The 24,424-nt window shown below is 33.8% G+C and carries 27 protein-coding genes and 1 pseudogene; 9 read left to right on the top strand and 19 right to left on the bottom strand.

The window, feature by feature from the left end:
• Positions 1-198: 198 nt before the first annotated feature.
• Together aspA and fadH are read right to left on the bottom strand one after the other, a co-directional pair.
• Complete coding sequence (aspA, locus tag KHA94_RS02235) at positions 199-1,617, bottom strand: aspartate ammonia-lyase (protein WP_213100515.1); 1,419 nt, start codon at positions 1,615-1,617, stop codon at positions 199-201.
• 198 nt (positions 1,618-1,815) lie between these two features.
• A complete protein-coding gene (gene fadH / locus KHA94_RS02230) occupies positions 1,816-2,580 on the bottom strand; it encodes a 2,4-dienoyl-CoA reductase (RefSeq protein ID WP_213100514.1) in 765 nt (254 codons plus the stop codon).
• 310 nt (positions 2,581-2,890) lie between these two features.
• Between fadH and KHA94_RS02225 the strand changes: the two genes are divergently transcribed.
• The gene (locus KHA94_RS02225; RefSeq protein ID WP_213100513.1) at positions 2,891-3,757 is read left to right on the top strand and encodes a metallophosphoesterase; all 867 of its coding nucleotides are present in this window, start codon (positions 2,891-2,893) and stop codon (positions 3,755-3,757) included.
• A 204-nt stretch (positions 3,758-3,961) separates the two neighbouring features.
• On the opposite strand, the gene KHA94_RS02220 is transcribed toward KHA94_RS02225, so the two are convergent.
• Positions 3,962-5,641, bottom strand: a complete 1,680-nt coding sequence (locus KHA94_RS02220) for an EAL domain-containing protein (RefSeq protein WP_249365274.1) — start codon at positions 5,639-5,641, stop codon at positions 3,962-3,964.
• Positions 5,641-6,084, bottom strand: a complete 444-nt coding sequence (locus KHA94_RS25825) for a PAS domain-containing protein (RefSeq protein ID WP_249365273.1) — start codon at positions 6,082-6,084, stop codon at positions 5,641-5,643. The genes KHA94_RS02220 and KHA94_RS25825 overlap by 1 nt, the downstream gene beginning before the upstream one ends.
• A gap of 295 nt (positions 6,085-6,379) precedes the next feature.
• On the opposite strand from KHA94_RS25825, the gene KHA94_RS02215 reads away from it, so the two are divergent.
• Entirely contained in the window at positions 6,380-6,844 is a 465-nt protein-coding gene (locus tag KHA94_RS02215) for a YkyB family protein (RefSeq protein ID WP_213101261.1), read from the top strand.
• 56 nt (positions 6,845-6,900) lie between these two features.
• Here the strand turns inward: KHA94_RS02215 and KHA94_RS02210 are convergent, their stop codons facing one another.
• The 3 genes from KHA94_RS02210 to KHA94_RS02200 form a co-directional block, all read right to left on the bottom strand.
• The gene (locus tag KHA94_RS02210) at positions 6,901-7,806 is read right to left on the bottom strand and encodes a chemotaxis protein (protein WP_213100512.1); all 906 of its coding nucleotides are present in this window, start codon (positions 7,804-7,806) and stop codon (positions 6,901-6,903) included.
• 119 nt (positions 7,807-7,925) lie between these two features.
• Complete coding sequence (locus tag KHA94_RS02205) at positions 7,926-8,399, bottom strand: DinB family protein (protein ID WP_213100511.1); 474 nt, start codon at positions 8,397-8,399, stop codon at positions 7,926-7,928.
• A 156-nt stretch (positions 8,400-8,555) separates the two neighbouring features.
• Positions 8,556-9,092 carry an RDD family protein gene (locus tag KHA94_RS02200; RefSeq protein WP_213100510.1) on the bottom strand — a complete coding sequence of 179 codons (537 nt, stop codon included), beginning with the start codon at positions 9,090-9,092 and terminating at the stop codon, positions 8,556-8,558.
• 370 nt (positions 9,093-9,462) lie between these two features.
• Here KHA94_RS02200 and KHA94_RS02195 point away from each other — a divergent pair, with 370 nt between their 5' ends.
• The gene (locus KHA94_RS02195) at positions 9,463-9,666 is read left to right on the top strand and encodes a hypothetical protein (protein ID WP_213100509.1); all 204 of its coding nucleotides are present in this window, start codon (positions 9,463-9,465) and stop codon (positions 9,664-9,666) included.
• A 60-nt stretch (positions 9,667-9,726) separates the two neighbouring features.
• On the opposite strand, the gene KHA94_RS02190 is transcribed toward KHA94_RS02195, so the two are convergent.
• The 6 genes and pseudogenes from KHA94_RS02190 to KHA94_RS26195 all read right to left on the bottom strand — a co-directional run bounded on the left by KHA94_RS02190 (position 9,727) and on the right by KHA94_RS26195 (position 12,755).
• Positions 9,727-9,903 (bottom strand): hypothetical protein, encoded by a 177-nt coding sequence (locus KHA94_RS02190; protein ID WP_213100508.1) that lies wholly within the window; start codon positions 9,901-9,903, stop codon positions 9,727-9,729.
• A 59-nt stretch (positions 9,904-9,962) separates the two neighbouring features.
• Positions 9,963-10,841, bottom strand: a complete 879-nt coding sequence (locus KHA94_RS02185; RefSeq protein ID WP_213100507.1) for an NAD(P)-dependent oxidoreductase — start codon at positions 10,839-10,841, stop codon at positions 9,963-9,965.
• A 546-nt stretch (positions 10,842-11,387) separates the two neighbouring features.
• On the bottom strand, positions 11,388-11,852 hold the full coding sequence (locus KHA94_RS02180) for a hypothetical protein (RefSeq protein WP_213100506.1): 465 nt from the start codon (positions 11,850-11,852) through the stop codon (positions 11,388-11,390).
• Positions 11,853-12,079: 227 nt separating this feature from the next.
• Positions 12,080-12,280, bottom strand: a pseudogene (locus tag KHA94_RS02175) (hypothetical protein); the annotation flags it as partial.
• A gap of 146 nt (positions 12,281-12,426) precedes the next feature.
• The gene (locus KHA94_RS02170; RefSeq protein WP_213100504.1) at positions 12,427-12,597 is read right to left on the bottom strand and encodes a hypothetical protein; all 171 of its coding nucleotides are present in this window, start codon (positions 12,595-12,597) and stop codon (positions 12,427-12,429) included.
• Positions 12,598-12,629: 32 nt separating this feature from the next.
• Positions 12,630-12,755: a hypothetical protein gene (locus KHA94_RS26195; protein WP_275950853.1), complete on the bottom strand. Its 126-nt coding sequence runs from the start codon at positions 12,753-12,755 to the stop codon at positions 12,630-12,632.
• A 145-nt stretch (positions 12,756-12,900) separates the two neighbouring features.
• Between KHA94_RS26195 and KHA94_RS02165 the strand changes: the two genes are divergently transcribed.
• Complete coding sequence (locus KHA94_RS02165) at positions 12,901-13,284, top strand: hypothetical protein (RefSeq protein WP_213100503.1); 384 nt, start codon at positions 12,901-12,903, stop codon at positions 13,282-13,284.
• Between the two features lie 51 nt (positions 13,285-13,335).
• On the opposite strand, the gene KHA94_RS02160 is transcribed toward KHA94_RS02165, so the two are convergent.
• Both KHA94_RS02160 and KHA94_RS02155 read right to left on the bottom strand, forming a co-directional pair.
• Complete coding sequence (locus KHA94_RS02160; RefSeq protein ID WP_213100502.1) at positions 13,336-13,710, bottom strand: cbb3-type cytochrome c oxidase subunit I; 375 nt, start codon at positions 13,708-13,710, stop codon at positions 13,336-13,338.
• 152 nt (positions 13,711-13,862) lie between these two features.
• Complete coding sequence (locus KHA94_RS02155) at positions 13,863-14,057, bottom strand: hypothetical protein (RefSeq protein ID WP_213100501.1); 195 nt, start codon at positions 14,055-14,057, stop codon at positions 13,863-13,865.
• Between the two features lie 356 nt (positions 14,058-14,413).
• On the opposite strand from KHA94_RS02155, the gene KHA94_RS02150 reads away from it, so the two are divergent.
• Positions 14,414-14,602 carry a YkvS family protein gene (locus tag KHA94_RS02150; RefSeq protein WP_057774006.1) on the top strand — a complete coding sequence of 63 codons (189 nt, stop codon included), beginning with the start codon at positions 14,414-14,416 and terminating at the stop codon, positions 14,600-14,602.
• A 267-nt stretch (positions 14,603-14,869) separates the two neighbouring features.
• Here KHA94_RS02150 and KHA94_RS25820 read toward each other — a convergent pair whose 3' ends face one another.
• Positions 14,870-14,980, bottom strand: a complete 111-nt coding sequence (locus KHA94_RS25820; protein WP_338030681.1) for a DUF6254 family protein — start codon at positions 14,978-14,980, stop codon at positions 14,870-14,872.
• Positions 14,981-15,133: 153 nt separating this feature from the next.
• Here KHA94_RS25820 and KHA94_RS02145 point away from each other — a divergent pair, with 153 nt between their 5' ends.
• Both KHA94_RS02145 and KHA94_RS02140 read left to right on the top strand, forming a co-directional pair.
• Positions 15,134-15,745: a CPBP family intramembrane glutamic endopeptidase gene (locus tag KHA94_RS02145; RefSeq protein WP_213100500.1), complete on the top strand. Its 612-nt coding sequence runs from the start codon at positions 15,134-15,136 to the stop codon at positions 15,743-15,745.
• Positions 15,746-15,908: 163 nt separating this feature from the next.
• Complete coding sequence (locus KHA94_RS02140; protein ID WP_213100499.1) at positions 15,909-16,595, top strand: hypothetical protein; 687 nt, start codon at positions 15,909-15,911, stop codon at positions 16,593-16,595.
• 149 nt (positions 16,596-16,744) lie between these two features.
• On the opposite strand, the gene KHA94_RS02135 is transcribed toward KHA94_RS02140, so the two are convergent.
• Positions 16,745-17,788 (bottom strand): YkvI family membrane protein, encoded by a 1,044-nt coding sequence (locus tag KHA94_RS02135; RefSeq protein WP_213100498.1) that lies wholly within the window; start codon positions 17,786-17,788, stop codon positions 16,745-16,747.
• A 215-nt stretch (positions 17,789-18,003) separates the two neighbouring features.
• On the opposite strand from KHA94_RS02135, the gene KHA94_RS02130 reads away from it, so the two are divergent.
• Positions 18,004-20,154 (top strand): ATP-dependent Clp protease ATP-binding subunit, encoded by a 2,151-nt coding sequence (locus tag KHA94_RS02130; RefSeq protein WP_213100497.1) that lies wholly within the window; start codon positions 18,004-18,006, stop codon positions 20,152-20,154.
• A gap of 99 nt (positions 20,155-20,253) precedes the next feature.
• Here the strand turns inward: KHA94_RS02130 and KHA94_RS02125 are convergent, their stop codons facing one another.
• Together KHA94_RS02125 and KHA94_RS02120 are read right to left on the bottom strand one after the other, a co-directional pair.
• Positions 20,254-21,948: a M3 family oligoendopeptidase gene (locus tag KHA94_RS02125; protein ID WP_213100496.1), complete on the bottom strand. Its 1,695-nt coding sequence runs from the start codon at positions 21,946-21,948 to the stop codon at positions 20,254-20,256.
• A gap of 126 nt (positions 21,949-22,074) precedes the next feature.
• Positions 22,075-22,524 (bottom strand): MarR family winged helix-turn-helix transcriptional regulator, encoded by a 450-nt coding sequence (locus tag KHA94_RS02120; protein WP_213100495.1) that lies wholly within the window; start codon positions 22,522-22,524, stop codon positions 22,075-22,077.
• Positions 22,525-22,725: 201 nt separating this feature from the next.
• Here KHA94_RS02120 and KHA94_RS02115 point away from each other — a divergent pair, with 201 nt between their 5' ends.
• Positions 22,726-24,225 (top strand): ATP-binding protein, encoded by a 1,500-nt coding sequence (locus KHA94_RS02115; RefSeq protein WP_213100494.1) that lies wholly within the window; start codon positions 22,726-22,728, stop codon positions 24,223-24,225.
• The last annotated feature ends 199 nt before the right edge of the window (positions 24,226-24,424 follow it).

The raw sequence follows: 24,424 nt of genomic DNA, 5'->3' as shown, positions 1-24,424 counted from the left end.
ACGATTTTCGGAGTAATTCTTTCCTTAGTGCTCAGCCTTAGGCATTGTATAAAACGAGCCTCCCACAAACGTGTTTATTCTTTTTCTGGAAGGTTCGACCATAATAAAAAGTAAAGTTTTTCATTCCTTTATAAACAAGATACCGATATTCCTACCGGTATCTTATTATAAACTTTCATTTACGTGTCTTTTCGACTTTTACTTTTCAAGTAAAGATGCTCCTGCGATTCCTGGCTTTGTCATCTCGTACGGATCTAAAATAAGATCAAGTTCTTCTTCACTAAGAACATCGTATTGCAAACATAATTCACGAATTGACTTTCCATTTACGATCGATTCTCTTGCTATGTCGGAAGCAACATTATAACCAATATGAGGATTTACTGCGGTTAATAAACCTACACTTTTTTCGACATAGTCTTTTAAACGATCCACATTGGCTGTAATGCCGGAAACACAGAAGTCAGTGAACACACGGAAACCATTGTTCATAATAGAAGTCGATTGCAATAAATTAAATAATAATACAGGTTCCATTACATTTAACTCGAATTGGCCTGCTTCTGAAGCGAGAGAAATTGTATGATCATTTCCAATAACCTGAAAAGCAATTTGATTAATGACTTCAGGCATGACAGGGTTTACTTTTCCAGGCATAATTGATGAACCTGGCTGTCTTGCTGGTAAATTGATCTCATACAATCCTGCTCTAGGGCCAGATGCCATTAATCGAAGGTCATTAGCGATTTTGGACATATTCACCATGCATATTTTCAAAGCAGCAGATACTTCAGTATATGTATCAGTGTTTTGCGTTGCATCAACTAAATTCTTTGCTGGTACAACTGGAATTCCAGAAATCTCAGCTAAATATTGAACAACTTTTTCTATATAACGAGGATCAGCATTTAACCCTGTTCCCACAGCAGTTGCTCCCATATTAACTTCTAATAAATTTTCCTTCGAATTTTCAATCCTTTTTATATCGCGTTCAATTACATTTGTGTATGCTCGAAATTCTTGACCTAATCGAATAGGTACAGCATCTTGCAAATGAGTTCTGCCCATTTTAATAACGGAATCAAACTCGATTGCCTTTTCATTGAATGCATCCTTCATTTTATTCATTGTATTGATTAATGACTCAAGTGCTTTAAATACAGCAAGATGGATTGCTGTAGGAAATGCATCATTTGTCGATTGTGCCATATTCACATCAATATTAGGATTTAAATGAAAGTATTCGCCTTTTTCTTTCCCTAAAAGCTCTAAGCCTCTATTCGCAATTACTTCATTCGTATTCATGTTAATTGATGTTCCTGCTCCACCTTGGATAGGATCAACAATAAAATGATCATGCCATTTTCCAGAAATAATCTCATCGGCTGCCTCACAAATCACATTTGCTTTGCCTGTGTATAAACGACCAATATCAGAATTGGCAAGGGCAGCCGCTTTTTTCACTATAGCCATCGCGATGATAAAATCTTTGTTTAATTTATAGCCTGTTATGGGGAAATTCTCTACAGCTCTTAAGGTCTGTATCCCATAATATGCCTCAATAGGAACATGCTTTTCTCCTAAAAAATCCTTTTCAACTCGAAATGAACTCACCATAAACACTCCTAATTACATTAATTAATGAAATGAATGAGAAGTTAACTGCTCCCCACGGCTATAGTATACTACTAATTCTGAACTTTTTCCGTTAGTTTTTCACATCCTTATAATTTTTGAATAGTAAAAGAATACTAAATATTCCTCAAAGTAATGGACATTAAAAAACCTACGAAGCAAGTCCGCAGGTTTTCAATACTAGAATGGAAATTGATTCAACCATTGTCCTCCATCCATTGTAATACATTCTCCATTGATATAAGCTGCATGGTTGGATAATAAGAAATAAGCTAATTCAGCTATTTCCTCTGGCTTTCCAAGTCTTCCTAATGGAATACTATTGATTGTCCTAACTGCCGCCTCTTCAGATTCCCAAAGTCTATCAGCACCACCAGTACGCTCTATTGGACCAGGTGCAATAGCATTTACTCTTATACCGTATTTTCTTCCCCATTCTACCGCTAAAGTTCTTGTCATTGACAATACACCAGCTTTTGCTGCAGCTGAATGAATGACACCAGCGCCCGCATCCCATGCATATGTAGCAACCATATTGATGATACTTCCCTTAATTCCATTTTCAATCCAATATTTTCCCACTTCACTTGAGCAATAAAATGATCCATTCAAGACAATATTTATCACAGAATTCCAACCATTTGCACTTAGTTTTTCAGCTGGACAAATAAAATTCCCTGCAGCATTATTAATAAGATAATCTATACGCCCAAATGTGCGCATGGTTTCTGCAACCATATGCTTTACGTGTTCTATTTCTCTTACATCCATTTGAACTGTCAACACTTGACCTGGGTATGCTTCAATTTCTTTTTTGGCTTCTTCTAAGCGTTCAATTGTTCTTCCAGTTATGACTACTGATGCATTTGCTTCGGCAAAACGCTTTGCCATGTATTTTCCCATGCCGCTTGAACCACCAGTAACAATGACAACTTTACCTTCCATGAATATCGCCTCCTAATATGAATGACTATTCATTTCTTATTTTATCATCTTTTCATGAATATTCGAATAATTATTTTTATTACCATAAAAAGAATTTCACTTTCATTAGAAAAACTTGGCGTTCGCCAAGTTAGTTTTTCTTATGCGATCTTATTTGCAGATATTTAATTGAAAACACATTTTACTTTAGTACGTTAATAAACTTAACCTTTCCTATTAGCTAAAAATTCTATAATACTTTCCCTTCTTTTTAGGTTCAGAGTTTGATAGTATTATAAGGTATTTATTAATAGATAGGTTGGTAATAACTATGGCAAAAAAAGTGACTAGAAGATCCTTTTTAAAAAGAGTATTCGGCTCGCTTTTTACAGTGACTGGAGTGGGAACTGGAGGCTATTATTATGCTGGTCACATTGAGCCGAAGCTTTTAGATATAAACCATCATACAATAGACAAGAAAACAATCCCCAAAAGCTTTAATGACTTCAAAATCGTTCAGTTCAGTGATACACATTTAGGGTTCCAATATGATAAACATCAATTAATTGAGCTTATCGAAAAAATAAATAAATTAAAGCCTGATATTATTTTCTTTACTGGTGATTTAATGGATGCACCGAATAAGTACCCAGAAGGAAATCAATTAATTCCTTTACTCAAAAAACTGCATGCACCTTTCGGTAAATTCGCTATTTATGGAAATCACGATCATGGAGGATACGGATCAGATATATATAAATCGATTATGGAACAAGCAGAGTTTAAGCTGCTCCAAAATAGCAATCAGCAAATTTCACTACTTGATGGAAGTGCTATTTATATAATTGGAATTGATGACGCAATGCTTGGAAGACCTGATCTTGAGGCAGCATTAAATGGAGTTCCAGAAGATTCTTTCAAAATTCTCTTATCACATGCCCCTGATTTAGCAGACGCGGCTTCCGCTTTTAATATCCAGTTTCAGTTGAGCGGCCATAGCCATGGAGGACAAATAAAAATGCCATTTATTGGTGCCCTCGTAAAACCTCCATTTGCAGAAATTTATCATGAAGGCTTTTACGAAATTGGAGATACACCACTGACTCTTTATGTCAACAGAGGTATTGGCACCACCCGCTTGCCTTTTAGATTTTTATCTAAGCCTGAGCTAACTGTTTTTACGCTATCGGCTGAATAGAGGGAAAAATCAAAGTTAAAAGCCACATCCATTAAAAATAGATGTGGTTTAACTACTTTTTATTATTTTTTAAAAAATTATCACTATGACCATTGGAAAATAATAGACGGTTCGAATTGGTATACCGCAAGCAATCTCAATCATTTTCGTTTTAGAACGAAAAAGGAAAAACAACTTCTTAGCTGCTTTTCCTTTTTTAAAATTTTAATATTCAATATCCTGTAGTCTGGACGAAATAAATTTTTTTTCAATTTCCTCTGCTGGTAGAGGTTTCGAGTACAAGAAACCTTGTGCTTTAAAGCAGTTAGCAGTCATTAAAAATTTTGCCTGCTCTTCCGTTTCAACACCTTCAGCAATGACTTCCATTCCTAAGCTTTTCCCAAGATGTATGATCGTGGTGGTGATTGCTGCGTCCTTATCGTTAGATAGTATATCTCTAACAAAGGATTGATCAATCTTCAAAACATCAATTGGGAATTTCTTTAAATAATTCAATGATGAATAGCCCGTACCAAAATCATCAACAGATATGGATACTCCAAGTTCTTTTAATCCAGATAGGATAGGAGCCGTGTCCTTTGTATCCTGCATAGCACCCTCAGTAATTTCAATCTCTAATAATTTTGGATTAATACAATGTTTTTCAATGGCCCTTTGAATAATACTAAGTAAACTATGCTGTTGAAATTGTTTTGGTGAGATATTAATTGCTATCCTATACTCCTCAGTTCCTTTTTCTGACCAATCACGAATCTGTTTACATGCAGTGTCAATTACCCAGTTACCAATTGGAATGATTAAACCGGTATCCTCAGCTAGCGGAATAAAATCTGATGGAGGGATATTGCCAATCGTAGTATTGTTCCAACGTAGTAACGCTTCAAAACTATTTATTTTCATCGTCGTTAAATCGATCTGAGGCTGATAGTGAAGCGACAATTCTTCACGCTCAACAGCTTTTCTTAAAAGAGTTTCCAGTTCTACCACATTCTTGAATACGGAATTCATATCAGAACGGTAAAACTGGAAATGGGCTTTTCCTTTTTCTTTTACTCGGAATAATGCCTCATCTGCATTTTTTATTAGAGTCTCGGCATCCTTGCCATCATTTGGAAACATGCTAATACCAATACTCGGTGAAATATAATATTCTTGAGAGCTCAAATAAAAGGAACTCGAAAATTTCGATAATATATTTTGAGCAAATTTACTTGCTTTTTGCCGGTCTGTTTCACGCAGAAGGATTATGAATTCGTCTCCTCCCTGACGGTATACTGTGCAATTGTTAGGACTAATTTCAGAAAGTCTTTCGGCCACTTTAATTAATATTTTATCACCCAAAATATGACCTAGAGTATCATTTAAGTACTTAAATCGATCTATATCAATCGAAAGGAGTGCGAATTCTCTTTTAGCATTTTTTGCTTCAATAATATAGTCTTCCAAATCTCTCAATAGAGCTCTTCTATTTAATAACCCTGTAAGCTGGTCATGAAATGCCATAAACTTTATAGTCTCCGCATTTTTTGATTGCTCCGAAATATCTCGAATGATCACATAAATGCCAACTATTTCAGAATTAATGACAATGGGTGCTGTCTTTAAATGAATAGTTATATTATTACCTTTCCTATGAGTAAAACGGCAGTCAAGAGATTCGGTTGGAAAGCCATCCCTTGTCTTTTGAAAAAGTGCTTTAAAATCTTCCACTTCTTGATCGGGAATTAAATCAAAGATTGAACGGTTGGTCAGCTGCTTACGAGTAAAACCGGTAAACATGCTTGCAGCAGGGTTAACCTCAAGGATGACTCCTTTTAAACTAACTGTTAAAATGCCGTCTAAATTATGGTCCACAATTGAACGATATTTTTGCTCACTCTCCATTAGGCGTTTCTTTCAATTAAAGTGCTTGTAATATCCCTTGTGACCGAAACGACGTAGCGAACCTCATTATTTTCATCGAACACAGGAGTTAAAAATGATTCACCTGCAATCTTACTTCCATCAGGTAAAGAAATTTCATCAAAAAATTTCACTGTTTCTTTAGATTCAATAATTTTTTCATATTCCTTCTGTAAAGGATAAGCAATCTCGAATGGCAGGACTTCTTCAAGCGTTTTTCCGATGAAGTCAAATGTTAAATTTGCATGCTTTAATCCTGGCTCATTTGCAAAAAGATAACTAAATTTTTTTCCTGATTCAACCTTCATAATAAAGACCATATCTTTTATATGATTAAGAATAATATCAAAGATAATTCCTTCAATCTTCTTTGATGTATGAACACTATTTAATTCAGTAGTTAATAGTTCCGGTAACTTTTCCATCTAATCATCCTTATTCGAAATCAGCACCATAAGAACGATCCCATGATTTAATGTCAAAGGGTGCCTTGAATGATTTCTTAATTAAGAGTACTATTTACAAACAATACGTGTTATTTACAAAATCCCCCTATTTTTTTCATTATAATATAAAATGAATAAAAAGGAACCGTTTGATTTATTTAACAATTAAAGGACTAAAATGAACTGCCTCTTCTAAACTGTTTTCAATTTTGTAATAATAGGGTTATAATATTGGTATACCCCTATATTTTTGAAAGGAGTCTTACTATTGAAATTGGAAAGGAACGTTCATCCTCATTATCTACGCCCAACGGTTGAAAACCTCTCACAAGCAATCTTCACCGTTAATCGCCATGCAAAAACGGCACCAAACCCAAAGTTTTTATATAAACTAAAGCAAGATGCTTTACAAAAACTGATTAAAGAAGGAAAAGCAAAAAAAGTGGGCCTTCACTTCTCAAGTAATCCGAAATTTAGTCAGCAGCAATCTGATGTTCTTGTTGAGTGTGGAGACTATTTATTTCATTTGCCACCTTCTAAAGCTGATTTTGAGAAACTGCCACATTTAGGAAGATTAAATGAGCATGTTCGGAATCCAAAAGCCTCACTCTCCCTAAACCAAGCAAAAAAACTTTTAATGTATTATACTGGGTTAAAAGAAAGTCAAGAACACCCTGAACAAAAGAAACGCCAATATGAAAAACCCGTTTTTAAAAAGCTGGGAGAAAGCTATTTTTAAAACGGCTTTATTAAAAAAGCTAGATACCCTCGGGTAAACTAGCTTTTTTTCAAATATTAAAGTGCAATTTTGTCGATCAATAATACGAGCTCTGCTATTTCAGGTTTACTTACTTGTGCATCAGCTCCAACCATTTGTCCTTTATGTCGAAGATCATCTGTGATTAAGGAAGAGAAAATGATTACAGGAACTTTTGATAATTCACTATTATTCTTAATCCTTTTCGTTAAGTGATGACCATCCATTTGTGGCATCTCGATATCCGTTATAATAATCTGTACTTCCTGCTCAACTTTCTTACCTGACTGAACGATGTTCTCTAAATAATGTAATGCATCGCGGCCATTTTCGAAAAACTCAACACTTTGAAAGCCAGCTTCCTTCAATGTATCATGTAATAATTTTCTTAATAATGGTGAGTCTTCTGCCACAACAAGTCGTTTATTAGAGCGCTCACGTTTTCCCAGCTTCTGAACCTGTTGAACATTAATACCAGTTTCCGGATTTATTTCTACTACAATCTTTTCAAAATCCAATAATAAAATCATTTCTCCATGAAGCTTTATCACGCCGATGATTTGACTTTCAGGTCCTTGGTACATCTCTGAAGGCTTTTCAATCTGATCCCATGAAATTCGATGAATTTGAGTTACGCTATGTACATGAAAAACAATTTTCTGCTTATTAAACTCAGCTACAATAAATTTGTCTAGCTGAGGATTTTCAGATGGAGGGAAACCAAGTGCAGCTGCAACATTAACAACTGGCAATACTTCTCCTCTCAGTTCAATAATTCCTTCGACATTTTTATGTGCATGCGGTACTTGAATAATTTGAACAGGATTGATAATTTCCTTTACCTTAATAACATTAATCCCAAACTTATTATTCCCAATCCCAAATTCAACAATTTCTAATTCATTTGTACCACTTTCTAATAGTATCCCTTTTTTGTGTTCCACTCAAATTTCGCCCTTCCTATTTAAGAAATGATCATATATACCTATTACTATATCACGAATGAATATTTTTACCTAAAATCATTTTGAAAGATTTGGTGAAATCTATACCTTCTTGTGGTTTAATTCTTCGCTGCCATTGTTTCAATAGCTTGAATCACTTGTTTTTGATGGTGAATATCATGTTCTACAAAATCTACAAAATAATCTTTAATTGATAGCTCATGATCCCCTATGAAAAAGGATGTTTCTAGTTTTTCTTCAGTTATTTCACTTAGCATTGACAAATATTGATTTCTGATTTTTAGAAGTTCATCAATCAGTTCATTCTTTGAAACTTTTTTAGCATATTCCTCTGCTTTATCATTAACAGATTGAAAGTCTGGAAACCGATCAAGCCTTGCACCTTCATCGAAATAAGGAAAGCGTTTTTCTATAGAGTATTTATCCCAAAAGAGAAAATGCGATATGACTGCTCCAATTGACCAATTCCCTTCATCTAGAGGCTGTGACCAATACCCAATTTCTAACTGCTTTAAGGACTGTAACCATTCAGAAAATAATTCATAATGGTTTCTGATTTCTTGAATTTTCATATTCTTCAAACCTCCCATTCTACTTTTTTATATTCAACAATTGTAATCTTTAATCCTTTTTTAGAAATTAGATAATATACGTATCAGACTAAGCTAATACGTAAAAAGCCGCACAACTAATTTATGTGCAGCTTTTCAGGAAAATAGGTAAAATTATTATTTTTTTACAACAACTGTCCCTGCAATGAGATCATGGAGTGCTTGCTTTTTTTCTGTAAATGCTGCAATAATAAAACCGATCAGTAAGATTCCTGATAAGAAAGCTAATGATAAATACCTTCCTAATGCTCTCCAAAAAGAAATACGATTGCCGTTTAAATCCGTAACTTTTAATCCCAAAAGTTTTTTTCCAACCGTCGCCTGCCATTTTGATGAATGCAATCCTGCATAATAAGCAATAACTCCTGCCATATTAATTAAAAATGCTATTGCAAATGCCCCAAAATATGATCCAAGTAATGCTAATGCTTGCTCATCAGTTATATCTGCATAAGGATCTGCTAGGATTAACTCAAAAGTACCGAATGCCCCAAAAAAGAGAGTAAAAATGAGCAACGTAATGATCCCTAATGGTATTCCAAGTATGATAGAATCAATTAAATATGCTGCAAAGCGAAGCCAAAATCCACCGTATTCCTTTTTTTCTTCATAGTCCCCTTCACCATAGGACTTTTTATCTAAAACTGTTTCCACTGTAATACCTCCAAAGTGTAAAAAAGTAATAAAAATGATAATAAAAGCGGTAAAAAGAGTAATAAATATACGATCTTTTTACTATAAATACTTCTACTATTATACTTAATAATTTCGAACTTTTAACACGACTAAAATACTATTTTATTGGATTTTATGAAATAATAAGGTAAATTTCCAGGAATGACAATTATTTTTATACTTAAAATCCCAGCAAGTCCAAAAATAAATAATTCAATTAAAAAAATGATCTTTTTGTGAACATTTTCACAAAATGTAGACAGTCTTATAAATACTGGATACAATTAAGCTATAAACGGAAAACAATTTACGATGTTTTCATAATAAAATAAAGAGGTGCGATTAACCGATGAAGGGCACAGCAATCCTTTACCAGGAAAATCAAAAAGTAACCGTAATTGAAAATGTGGAATATTCTGTTTTCGAAGAGATTAAAGCGCAATGTGGTTGTAACCATTGTAACTGTAAGATTGAAAATAAAGTCATTAACTTTGGATCCGTTTCTCCTGTTTTCTGGCATGAAGAAGAAGTCGACTGGGATTATGGATATTAAATGATTATAGATAAATTGACCATATTATAAAAAGGTGAGCGCTTTTGGCTCACCTTTTTTCTATCCTTTATATTCTCCAATATTTTTTCCGGATTTTTCTTTTTTTGCTTTATCTTTATGAATCTTATTCGTGTCGGTACTTCCGAACTCATGAGCAAATTCTGAATCCAGTACGGCCGAATCAAACCCTTTTTTATTCTTTTGTTCTGCATCATTTTTTTTCGTTCTCTTTGCCATGTATTTGCCCCCTTCTTTCAATCATCTTTATTATTGATTTATGGAGGCTGCTTTATTCGTTATTTTTTCCAATATTTATATAGCGCTTGTGTACCACTATTTTCTTCGCCTGTATCAGCAAGGTCTGCATACATTTTTTGGGCAAGTGCTAACCCCGGAGTTTCCATTCCCATATCTTTAGCCTCTTGCAGTGCAATATTCATATCTTTAATAAAATGCTTTATGTAAAATCCAGGCTCAAAATTATCGTTTATCATCCTTGGAGCCAAATTGGATAAAGACCAACTGCCAGCAGCACCTAATGAAATACTCTTAAGTACAGTTTCTGCGTTTAGTCCAGCTTTTTCAGCATATATAATTGCCTCGCAAACACCAATCATATTACTAGCGATAGCAATTTGATTACACATTTTTGTGTGCTGTCCAGACCCTGCTTTCCCCTGATAAACAATATTCGTTCCAAGGAGACCTAATATTGGCGCCATTTCTTTAAAGCTTGCTTCATCTCCGCCAACCATGATAGAGAGCTTCGCCTCTCTTGCTCCAATATCCCCACCTGATACTGGTGCATCTAGAGCAAACATTTCTTTTTTTCTTGCTTCCTCGTGGATTTTTTTTGCAAGAGTTGGAGTTGATGTAGTCATATCAATGACATAAGTATTTTTTCTACCATTTGTAATGACCCCATTCTCGCCTAAATAAACCTCTTCCACATCAGCAGGATAACCTACCATTGTAATAATAACATTTGCCTTTTCAGCAATCTCTTTTGGAGAATTCGTCCACACTGCTCCTTTGGCAATTAGATCTTCCGCTTTTGTTCTTGTTCTAGAATAGATAACAACTGGATAGCCAGCATGAAGGAGATGTCCAGCCATACTATTCCCCATCACTCCTGTACCAATAAATCCAATGACCGTATCTTCACGTAAATGCAAATCCATACTCCCCTCTCAAAAATAATATAGTTTATAAAAAAATTACTTAAATGGCATCGTCCTTATTTAATTAGTTAACCTTACCATTCAGCAAATCCTTTTGACGAATGCTTAGTTTTTTTTATGCATTATCTTAGAAGTGACTTAATAGATATTTCGATTTATCATTAGCACTATAACAAACTAAATATTTCTCATTATCCAAAGAAATCTGAATACTATCTTTTATTCTAGCACTCTTATTTAAATATTTTAATTATTAAATTGTAAACTCATTTTTTCTTTACTGGCGATGTTCGTCTTGCCATAAAAAACAATTAGAAAAACGTTGCTTACTCCAAGCTTTTCGGCGAATGCATTAGTTTTACTGATACGATCATTTTTAGCAAAGACCTTCTGAAACATCACATCTAATTTCGTGCGTTAATCCCCATAAACTTTCCTAATAGCAAAAGATAAGACTAGGCAAGTCACCTAGTCTTCCCCAATTTTATGCACTCTTTCATTATACCCCAAAACATTAGAAGTCTCATATTGATTGGTTTGTTAAAACTGTGTAGAAAAATTTGTTAAAAACGCCTTAGCAATTACTTCTTTATCATTAAAAACTACAACAGATACAGCTTCCTCATTAATAATCATGTCTTTAATTTCAAACACATGCAAATCCTTCAACAATGGAATTGGCTCCATATAAATGAAATTTTCTTTATTACTAATTACTTCAATATATTCTCCTTCAATATTAACATTTGCTCCGTAAATAATTTCATTTGTCCCTAAAGCTGAAGCAAGCTTCACATTATGTATTGACACTTTAACTTTGTACATATCTTTTCCACTTAATATTTTGTCATTTATTTTAAACCTAAATTGAAGCTCATTGTTTTTCGTCAGAAGTGCATCGGCATGTCTATTTACAATTGAATGGTTTGCGCCAACTTGTATACAACCGGTTAATGATAGTGAAAAAAGGATACAGTATATTATTTTCGATCTTTTACGATGCATTGCAGTTTCCTCCTTTTCCCTACCATTGCCTATTTCAAATATTTATAAACACTAGAAAAACTAAACAGAAACTTAATTGATATCTCACGTTACTTAAATACTTTAATAAATCATCCTAATAACGAAAAAACCGACCTGATGATAGGCCGGTCCATAAAGAGAGAAATAGAATGAGCAACTAAACAAGCTCGTGCATTTTCACCTTTCCCCTTATTCTATATTTGAAACTAAAATAATATTACTATTACTTTAAAATTTTTTGCGTTTTTGATAGACTGAACAACATCCTCAGTGGATTTCAATTGCAATGCAGCATTTGCGAGCTTTACAATATCTGTTTTATTAAGCTTGGCAATTTGGCTACGTGCTTTTAGAATTGAAGTAGAACTCATAGAAAATTCATCAAGACCAAGACCAAGAAGTAATGGATTTGTTTTTCTACTATTTTAGACCATGCTCCTCCTTTCATTTTTCCTCTCCTATTTTTGCCTTAGAAAAATTATTCATGTATGGAACTGAAAAAAGCATTTTCTTGCAGTTAAGAAAATGCTTCGAATTTTTATGGAAAATTACATTATTTCAGCTTTTTTAGCTCTTTATTTATTTCCTTTAATTCCATTTTTTTATGCTGAATCTTCTGTTTTATCAATTCTTCTTCATCGGCTGTCCAAGAGCCAGTCCCATACCTTACTCTCTCGTAAATAAAATTAATGTCATCCATACCTATCATTTCAATTCGATTCATCCAATCAGAAAAAGACTCAAAAGGATGTCTTCCTAATCGAAGCTTTTGTGCAAACCTTTCGAAAGCATATATTTCCTTTCGAATCGAATTGCTGGGAGGCTTTCCTTTCCAATTATCACCTTTCCTATTTCAGCTTGAAGCATCTTTAATTCTTTCATATTGCCTCCTGTATGGATTGAATTTAATAGTTTTTCCATTATAATAAATATATAGTAAAATCTTCTATATTGAAAATTTTCGATTTATAATATACAGAAAAATCAGCAAAATAAATCTTATTCTATTTAATTGGAGAGTATAGACATGAGATACAAACGAGAAGAGGCATTTCGCTTCCAATTTCGGGAACCGCTTACTGGTTCTCTAAAAATAATTAGTATAAATGGAAAAAGAGAAGATTTTTATAGCGATTCGATTGAAATTATGGATGTTAGTCCCAATGGTCTAAAATTCAATACTCCATTAAATCTATCAATAAATGATAATAAATATTTTCTGGAGGTTACATTTATCATTGAAGGCAGGACCATTCGAGTATTAGGAGTTCCAGCATGGAAAAAAACGGAGGGCTCTATTTTTGCCTATGGCTTTAATGGGATTAAGGATGAGAAAACGAATCAGGAAATTATTCAAGCTTTAAAGGAGTACTCAAAAAAGGTATACAATGAGCAAAAGAATCGGAGATAGGATAGTCATACGCCCGCTACAATTTTGTAACGGGCGTATCTTCTTAATAGATTATTTATGTGGTTTAAGGTTTTTCAATATATTATAAACAAAAATTAATATACCGATACTTGTTATAGTAGCGCCAATGGCTGTTCCCTTTTGCAGTGCACCATTCTCTGTCGTAATTAATAACGCTAAAGAAAGCATCATGATCGGCAAGCCAATATTATGAAGCCAAAAATGCCATTTCCCTAGCTTTGAAGCTGCAAGATTCGGAAATAAATGATAAAGTATCCCTGCTAGTGTTAATGAAGTCCATCCAAGAAGATTAATGTGAACATGCACTGGTGTTAAAATATAAGAATGAGTACTTGACATATAATACCCCAGTAATATCCCTATTGCAAAATAAATGGATGAAATTTTTATTAGTCTAATTCCCACCTTTAATCCCTCCTCTCTAAATGTCATAATGATGTTAAAGAATATGTGCATCAATCCTCATTTAGAATATTGGGCTTTTGCAATTTCATAATTTTTTATTATAAAGAAAAGACACTTGAGGCATTCTCAAGTGTCTTTCTATAAGGTCGATATTAACTTCTAGGATTCTCTAAATATTGGTAAATAATATCCCCTCCACGCTGTGCAATACCACGAAAATACCTAAAATCACTCCTCTTAACGATTACACTGCGAATTTGAAAAAAATCTAACTTTGTCACATAGTATTCCGTCAATTCACCACTTTTTAACTTTTCAAGAATCTCTTGAATATGCTCTTCTTCCATCTTCATACACCTACACTTAAATATTTTTTCATAATGATTAGTTTAAATGAATATTGCTCAAGTTGCCATTCATTAGAAAAACTTTGCGTTTGCCAAGTCCTTTATGACGAATGCCTCAGTTTTTCAAATGCGATCTAATTAGCAGATATTTAATTGAACACACACTTTACTTTAGTACGTTAATAAACTTAAATTCTCCTATTAATAACAAAGATTTAAAAATCCTGTAAAAGGATAAAGTTGATAAATATAGGCAAATTCGTGAAATAATAACATATTTCTTTACGAAATACAAAATTTAGTGCAAACTGTTATTAATCTTTTAATTTAATCTTTATAGAAAAGGAGCGAGATATTTGAAAAGGGCAGAAGTGGGTAATGTAATTGAATTTCGCGATGGATTAAAAGGTATTGTCGAAAAAGTAAACGAAAACTCTGTTATAGTCGATTTATCCTATATGGGTAATTATCGTGATCTAGATTTAGAACAAAGGACCGTTGTTAATCATAAAAACTATAAAGTTATTAAAGAATCAGTATTATAAAAACTATCTTAAACAGAAATAATAACATATAAAAAGCAGCATATTGCTGCTTTTTATATGTTATTATTCATTTTCATTATGCATTACATGTAATTCCAATAAAGTGAAACTTCCATCAGTGGGGGTTTTTCGACGCACAGGACGTGCTAGTGTCGACGTTGCCACAGGACGTGGCGTTCTTAGTCGGCCTTCATCCCCCACTTAGGTTTCTTTAATTCTCTAGCAACCTTGAAGTGGGGGTCTTACTGCCCGTTAATCTGCGATAAATTATTCTTTTTCTTGGGAAAGCTCCTTTAAAGATTTTACTTTTCCATGTGGGTTCTGATCCTGCTTTCTTACCGTCCACGCACGCTCTTTTTCTCGTTTTGATTTTGTCACAATATCCCTCCTTTCTTTCACATCTTAGGATAATCAATTTTGTCCATTTTATTTCAAAATAACAGGAAAGTAATTGGTAAGGATATCTTTTCATTACAATTCTAGAACTCTTTTGTTAAAATAGAATTGTTTGTTAGAAAGGAGTTTGTACGCTTGAAAAATTTAATAACCGATTTACGACTGATAATCGGACTTTTACTCGCACATTTACTAATGTATTTCACTTTTCAAGATAAAGCTGTTTTTTGGTACATCTTTTCAGCTACCATGTTAATTTTGATTAGTTATTCCATTCGCAATGAGGAATTGGAGGATAAATCCTCTTTTATGTCCTATATATTGTATGGGACTCTCTCAGGTTTTATACTATTCGGGGTATTTTGGATTGGTTACAATCTAATTGAACTATTAAATCTCCCATTGACAAAAAACATTTCAAAATTATATGGGCACCTTTCACCGTCTTTACTTTGGCACTACATTGTCCTTATGTTAATTATTATCCCCGGAGAAGAAATTTTTTGGCGTGGGTTTGTTCAAAAAAGAATATTAAAATACATAAATATCCCTGCAGGTATCATTCTTTCGTCGATTTTATATGCATCCGTACATTTTTACTCGTCTCAATGGATTCTTGCTTTTGCGGCATTAGTTGCTGGCCTTTTCTGGGGATGGCTATATGCATGGAAACAAAGCATGCCACTAATAATCGTGTCTCATTTGATTTTTGATTTACTCTTATTTGTTTTCCTGCCCTTTAGTTAATAGGTACCATTTATTAAAAAAATAGTATTTATTAATCATTTCTTATAATATGTTGAAGGTTAGAATTAGAAATGGTAATGTATGAATAATTATGTAACTCCATTTTTTTTATTTCGTCTAATTAATTACAATAGTTTATTGCAACTACAGGAGGAATAACTAAATGAAATTTTTGACAAAATGGATACTCACCTTCGGATTACTTAGTTTAATCCTTGCAGGATGTGGAACTAGTGAAAATGCTAATGACAAAACAAACGGATCCACAACTGCCCAGAATGAAAATCAAGACTCGCAAAAGCACGATGAACATGGAACTGACAATGGACAAGGTGAAGAAGAAGCAAATAACAAGGAAAAAAATAATGAGGAAAAAGGATCCGATCGGATCCTTGAACAAAAACTTCAGTATAAAATTAATGATGAAATTAAAGAAGAAACTGCTTTTCTAAAATCTAGCGACAATCAGCCTTACTCCATGTATGTGTTACCAGGATTTGAATTAACAGCGGAGGAGCCTAATAAAGATGTCCTATATCTATCCGAAAATGATCATATCTTTATGCGCATTGAACTCCTCCCAGTTGATACTGATTGGAAAACATTAGAGGATGGTACAAAGGCACAGCTACAATCAGTAAATGATGATGTTCAAACAATTGAAGCACCAAGCGAAGACTTCTTTAAAGACTCGATTGCCTTGGAAGCTAGTAATGATGAAGATGTCATAACTGCGTATCTAATTAAAAGCCAGGAACAACCTATAAAATTTACCATTTTTACGAAAAAGGAATTAAATAATAAAGATGCTTTTGTCCAAATGGGAAAAACGATTTTGATTGAAAAGTAAATATACAAAAACATAGAAAAGCGCATCGCACGACCAAAAGCTTCTCTTTTGAATGTGCGATGCATATGCTGTCGAAGCCTACCTTGTGGAGCTAGACATTTCTCTAAATCGAGAAAAAATAAAAAGATCTGGTCGATGCCAGGTCTTTTTTAGTTTCTCTCCGCTAAAGGCTTCATCCATAGTAATATGATAAAAATAATACTTAAATATCCAAAGATCGGGTATAAATAAGCTAATAGTTTACCGTAATTTATTAAACTAATGAAGAAACAAATAATAAAAATGATACTAACTGTAATAATACTTGGAAGGGCTATATATTTACTCACCTGTCGTTCAATTCCGAAAACATTTCCAATAACTGATGTAAAAATTTCACCATATATTACGAACACATAAATCCAAAAGAATGAAGAAGCAATCGTTCTCATTATCACCGCCATCGGTATTTGATAAGATTCAAGATTAGGAAGCATTACTAGCGTAAAATGGCTTGAAATAAGAATAATAGTTAAGGCTGTTCCTCCTAATACTCCTCCCCATCTAATCGTTTGTTCATCCTTGATTTCAGCTGCAATTGGCACTAAAACAGCTTGAGCTAAGCTTAAATTCATAGCAGCATAAGAAAATGGTGCAACAACAGCCTTCCAACCGTCTTCAGCAAATGGAATAAACAAAACTTGATTAGCAAAGTTAGGAAGTGATATAGAAATAATCATTAAGAGAAAACTAAATGCAATCATCATCGGGACAACGAATGTATTGACTGCAAAAATACCTTTTGTTCCTAGTATCATAACTAAAATGGAAAGGCCGATTGTGATTAATATTCCCGTATATTTTGATAATCCAATTTGTTCTTCAAATACAGCTCCTGCCCCGGAAAGCATCACTGCACATACTCCAAGCAACATCAAAAGCATTAATAGATTGATAACTGAGCCAAATAGCTTTCCAAACAAATATTCATTCAATTCTTGATAAGATGCTGCTTCAATTCGAGCAGCAATCACCATTAATTTAGAACCAAGAAAAATAAATATGTAACCGCTCATTAATATTGAAATGAATCCAATAAATCCAAAGCGAGAGAAAAACTCAACTATTTCACGACCGGTTGCAAATCCAGCCCCAACTACGGTTCCCACATATACTGCAGCAATTTGAAAGGCTGCCCCCCAGTTTGTTTTCACTTGATCTCCTCCTTCCCTTTCAATATATGAATCAATGTCCAATCTAAGACGAGCTATTATATGAAATCATGTAACATGGCTAATTTTATAAGGATAGAGGTAAGCTAAAATTTCCCTATATTTTTTTTGGCAAAACACTTGAAAGTCAAAAAAGGTCAAAGTATAATGAATTCAAAGGTCAAATATAGTCAAAGTCAAATTCAGGAGGTAGTCATATGCTTTGTGAAAAATGTCAACAAAAAGAAGCAAATGTGCAATTTAAAGTAAATATAAACGGAAATGAAAAAAACCTTATCCTTTGTCAAAGCTGTTATCAACATGAAAAAGCAAAAATTGGTTCCTCCTTTGGTTCAAACGGATTTCCAGGTTTTAATCAACTTCCATTTGATGAATTATTCAAACATATTGATTCAAGTAAGCAACCATTTCAAAAACAATCATTTACACAAAATACGGAACATAAAAAATCCGCTGGCGGATTTATTGATCAATTCGGCAGAAATCTAACTCAATTAGCAAATGCTGGACTCATTGATCCTGTTATAGGAAGAGATGAGGAGGTAAACCGTGTCATTGAAATTTTAAATCGAAGAAATAAAAACAACCCTGTATTAATTGGTGAACCTGGCGTAGGTAAAACAGCAATAGCTGAAGGACTTGCTACGATGATTTTAGAGGGTAAAGTACCGAAAAAGCTTCTAAATAAAGATGTTTTCTTGTTAGATGTCGCTTCACTAGTAGCAAATACTGGAATTAGAGGCCAATTTGAAGAAAGAATGAAACAATTAATAAGTGAATTACAGGAACGAAAAAACATTATTCTATTTATTGATGAAATACACCTACTTGTTGGTGCTGGTTCAGCAGAAGGATCAATGGATGCAGGAAATATTCTAAAACCAGCATTAGCTAGGGGTGAACTGCAATTAGTTGGTGCAACAACATTAAAGGAATACCGTCAGATTGAAAAAGATCCAGCACTTGAACGCCGCTTTCAGCCTGTTTATGTACTAGAGCCAACAGAAGATGAAGCTCTTGAAATTCTTAGAGGCCTAAAGTCTAAATATGAAGACTATCATGAGGTTACTATTTCCGAAGAAGCAATTAAAGCATGTGTTCAATTATCAAGCCGTTATATCCATGATCGCTATCTCCCAGATAAAGCGATTGATTTAATGGATGAAGCGGGATCTAAAATTAATTTAAAATCAGACTATACACCTTCCGAGCAGATTAATAACCGCATAGAGGAAATTAGCAAACAAAAAGAAAAAGTATTAAAAGAGGAAAATTATGAAGCAGCAGCAAAGCTTCGTGAAGAGGAAATTAAGCTAGAAAAAGCACTTAACAATAATAATCTCTCTTCACGTCCTATCGTCGAAGTCTATCATATTCATGAAATAATTGAGAAGAAAACTGGAATCCCAGTCGGCAAGCTCATTGAAAATGAGCAGGTAAAAATGAAGAATCTTGAAGCAAACCTATCTCAAAAGGTTATTGGACAAGATGAGGCTGTACAAAAGGTCGCTAAGGCAATTCGCAGAAGCAGAGCTGGACTTAAAGCGAAAAATCGTCCAATTGGTTCATTTCTATTCGTTGGAGCAACTGGTGTTGGTAAAACCGAACTATCAAAAACTCTTGCCCAAGAATTATTTGGCTCAAAAGAAGCAATGATTCGTCTTGATATGAGTGAATATATGGAAAAGCATAGTGTCTCAAAAATTATCGGCTCTCCTCCTGGATATGTTGGCCACGAGGAAGCAGGTCAATTAACTGAAAAGGTACGCCGTAACCCATATAGCATTATTTTGCTTGATGAAATTGAAAAGGCACACCCTGATGTTCAGCATATATTTCTACAAATCTTAGAGGACGGACGCTTGACTGATAGCCAAGGCCGAACAGTTAGCTTTAATGATACAGTGATTATTATGACAAGTAATGCAGGTGTTCAGAACAAAGAAATTCACGTTGGTTTTGAAACAAATGTAGTGTTGAAGGAAGCAAGCGTTTTAGATTCACTTGGTTCTTTCTTTAAACCAGAGTTTTTAAACCGTTTTGATAGTATAATTGAGTTTAAATCTCTTGAAAAAGGACATTTACTTGAGATTGTCGAGATTATGCTAAAAGACCTGCAAGAAAATCTAAAAGAGCAAAACATCGATCTTACCATTTCTGATCAAGTAAAAGAAAAACTTGCAGAAACCGGATATCATCCAGCGTTTGGAGCTCGACCATTAAGAAGAGTCATCCAAGATCAGCTTGAAGATAAGCTAGCAGATTTCATTATCGATCATTCAGGTTATCGCGACCTACATGCACAATTAGAAAACGAGGAAATTGTAATTAGTATGAACAATAAATAGTGAAACAAAAAAGGACCGGAAGAACTGCACTTCGCTGTTAGTTAAGTCTAACAAATTGGGTCGCAGTTTAAAATGACCCGGTCCTTTCTTATTTATTTTTTACAAGCTCTTATCATTAACGGTGTTTAGCCAGCTTTCAATTTCTCCAACAACTGATTCAACACAGCCATCCTCAAATGGAGAAATTAAATTTGCTTCAGCAACTAATCCAGTAAATGCCTTGCTGCCTCCTAAACTGCAAAGATGCACATAATCTTTCCATGCAACCTCTTGATTTTCTCTTGAACGCTTCCAAAATTGAAAAGCGCAAATCTGCGCCAGCGTGTAATCAATATAATAAAAAGGCGAATTATAAATATGAGCTTGACGCTGCCAGAAGCCGCCATTTTCTAAATACTCATTACCATCATAGTCTTTATGCGGTAAATATTTCTTTTCTATTTCTCTCCAAGCTTGTTTTCGTTCCTTAGGAGTTGCAGTAGGATTTTCATAAACCCAATGCTGGAATTCGTCAACTGATACACCGTAAGGCAAGAACAATAATGCACCGCTTAAATGAGTAAATTTATATTTCTCTGTATCTTCTTTAAAGAATTTTTCCATCCAAGGCCATGTAAAGAATTCCATACTCATTGAATGAATTTCACATGCTTCATACGTTGGCCAATAATACTCAGGAATTTCAAAATTACGGCTAGAATAAATCTGGAATGCATGTCCTGCCTCATGGGTAAGAACATCTATATCACCTGAAGTCCCATTAAAGTTTGAAAAAATAAATGGAGACTTGTAATTCTCTATGTATGAGCAATAACCGCCCCCTGCTTTCCCTTTCTTAGCAACAAGATCCATGAGCTGCTCATCTCTCATATAAGAGAAAAATTCCCCAGTTTCTTTTGAAAGCTCATCATACATCGTCTGACCGTTTTCGATAATCCAATCTGGGCTTCCTTTAGGCACAGCATTACCAGATTTAAAATTAAAGCCTTCATCAAAATATTTAAGCTGATCGACGCCAATGCGCTCTCTTTGACGTTCTTTTAGCTTTGTTGCAATTGGAACGATAAATTCTTTTACTTGATCTCGGAACTTGGAAACCATTTCAGCATTATAATCTGTTCGCTGCATTCGTAAATAAGCCAGCTCAACAAAATTTTTGTAACCTAATTTATGAGCAATTTCAGCTCTAACTTTGACCAATTCATCATAGATTCTGTCAAGCTCATTCTCATTTTCAGCAAAAAATCCGAACCGTGCTTCACTAGCTTTTTTACGAATTTCTCTATCAGTTGACTCTGTAAAGGGTTCTATTTGTGCAAGAGTGAGCTCTTCCCCTTCAAAATCAATTTTGGCTGATGCTATTAACTTTGTATATTCAGATGAAAGCTTATTTTCATTTTGCAATAACGGTACAATCTCGGGAGAAAAGACTTTCAATTGTGCTTCCGCTAATGCAAATAGCTGTTTTCCCCACTTCTCTTCAAGCTCAGAGCGAAAATCAGAATTCACAAGGGCTTCATAATATTTCGTTACAAGCCCTTCCACCTCTGGTTGAATTTCATCTATATAATCCTGTTCAGCTTTATAAAATTCATCATTTGTATCCACAGAGTGGCGGATATAACATAGATTGAACATTGTTCCGACATCATTTCGCAAATCATTGATTTCATTCATAGCTATATTTTGCTCTTCAGAAGTTTTTGCATTTTTAAACTTTTGCAAAGCAATTTCAAACTTCTTACTTAATTCTTCTAAATTTGGACGAGAATATGTATATTTTTCAAAACTCATGCCAATTCCCCCTTTTAATTAACTTCCTTTAAGGCACTTTATTATTTCGACAATTATATATATAAATCCTCTAAATAATATGACGATCCATTTGGATCGTCATATTATTAGGTATATTAAATTGAATTAGTTGGTATGTCTGTTAATCTGTGATAATCCAAGTTTCTTTAACAGATTTATCGCTGTATCCTTTTCTTCCTCAGAAAGCTCCGACATTAACGTATGAATTTGCTTTTCATGGTCAGGAAAGATATCCTCGATAAAGGCTTTACCAGCTTCTGTAATTTGCCCGTAAGTAACCCTTCTATCTTTCGGACATGCTGCTCTTCTTATAAACCCTTTTTGCTCCAATTTGTCTACAACATAAGTAATACTGCCACTCGCTAACAATATTTTTCCACCGATTTGCTGTAAGGGCTGGTCTCCTTTATGATAAAGAAGCTCCAGAACTGCAAATTCAGTTGGGTTAAGCCCATATGTTTGAATAAGTTTATTAACATTCTCATTAATAGATCGATACGCTCTTGAAAGTACAATAAATAATTTTAATGATTGTTTTATTTGTTCAGAACTCACTTTTATCCAATCCTTTTTTAATATAAATTATCTTGAAATCTAAGTAAATTATAAAAAATCAATCGTTTAATGTCAATTTACACCTACTTTCCATATTATTAGAAAACCTTTTTTTGTATTTTGCATTTAGTTGTGAGCTTCATCTGGTTTAAAATGGTATACTATATACTGAAATAATTATCTTAAACGGAGTCAAAATTGATGAAAAGTAGAAAAAGTAATTATCTTTTATATATGATCCTTGTCATCATCCCGATATTTATTGCATTTATTTACCATATGTATGATGAAATTAATCGCGATTTCATTCAGCGAAAAGAAAAAGCCATTTGGATAGCCACCATACACCAAAAAAGCTTGGATCAGTTTATTGCCGAAACCATAACAACACTTGACATTCTCGCACTAACTGCTGAAACAGAATTAGATTCAATCGATAAGCTTCATCCTCTCTTGAAAAAAACCCACAGCAAAGATCCAAGATACGGGGGAATCTATTTACTTGATCCAAATGGAAAAGTCATTACGGGTTCAAACTCACTATTAACCAATACAAATTTATCAAATCAAGAATATATTAAGGAAATTACTCGTACAAAAGATATCGTTATTTCCAATAATCTTGAAACACTAAAAAATGGTCAAAAAGTTATTGGGATAGGAGAACCTGTTTTAAATGATGAGGGACAAATAGTATCAATCATAATCGCCCATTTAAGAATTGATTATGTACAAAACATAATGAGATTATTAACTCCAGATACAAAGCTTTCGGTAACAAATTCAAATGGATCGGTCATCGTCGACATTAATATGAATGGCTCTACTGAATTTTCTCACAAAAACTCTATCTCCTTACCAATTGATCGACTACCATGGAGTATTAAGGTAGAAATCCCGAAAAGAGATTTGGGTAAAATTTCAAAAAAGGTTTCCCTCGTTATGGTTCCTTTTATATTTATTTGCCACATTTTGTTTTTATTGATTAAGTATTTTATGCTTAAAAAACAAACAGCAAGAGAGAAAAAAGAAAATGAACTTCAAAAGCTAGAACTTGTTGGAACTTTGGCAGCAAGTACCGCACACGAAATAAGGAATCCTTTAACAGGAATAAAAGGGCTAGTTCAGCTTTTAAGTGAAAAATATACTAATACAGATGATCAATATTATTTTTCTGTCATAAATGATGAAATAAGCAGAATAAATGAAATCGTTAGTGAGTTTCTTATACTTGGAAAACCGACAGCGCAGAAAACTGAAATCATTGATACTAGAAAAATAATTATAGATTTGGAGCCACTCATAATATCAGAAGCTAATTTAAATACTGTTCAATACGAGTCATCCCTTCCTTTTTCACCAGTTTATGTAGATTGTACGAAAGATCAGCTAAAACAAGTAATTCTTAATATTACGAAAAATGCATTGGAATCTATGCCAAAGGGTGGTAAACTAACAATTACACTCATTGAACTGCCCTTTAGGTGCCAAATTCAAGTATCAGACACAGGTTCCGGAATTCCTGAAGGAGAAATCGAAAAAATATTCCAGCCTTTCTATACTTCTAAAGATTTAGGTACAGGACTCGGTCTCGTTGTTTGTAAAAGAATCCTCCAATCATTTGGTGGGGAAATTCAAATTTCAAGTAAAGTAAATAAAGGAACAATTGTTGATATCTTTCTACCGATAAAAGAAAAATAAATAAAAGAGCCGTTTTTGGCTCTTTTATTTATGATAAGTGGCATATCGGTTTTTTGTTCTATTCTGGCTTAATCTCTTCAAACATTTGATTCACGCGCTCATTTCGAACCTCAGGTGCTATTTTTTATTCAGCGCTGACTAGATTAATATGGTTAATTGACCAACTTAATTGAACAATCAAAATTTTTTCGTTTTATTG

The sequence above is a fragment of the Cytobacillus citreus genome (assembly GCF_018343665.1).
Lineage (GTDB): Bacteria > Bacillota > Bacilli > Bacillales > Cytobacillaceae > Cytobacillus > Cytobacillus citreus.
Note: the sequence above shows the minus strand (reverse complement) of the source record. Positions and strands in the feature narration are given on the sequence as shown.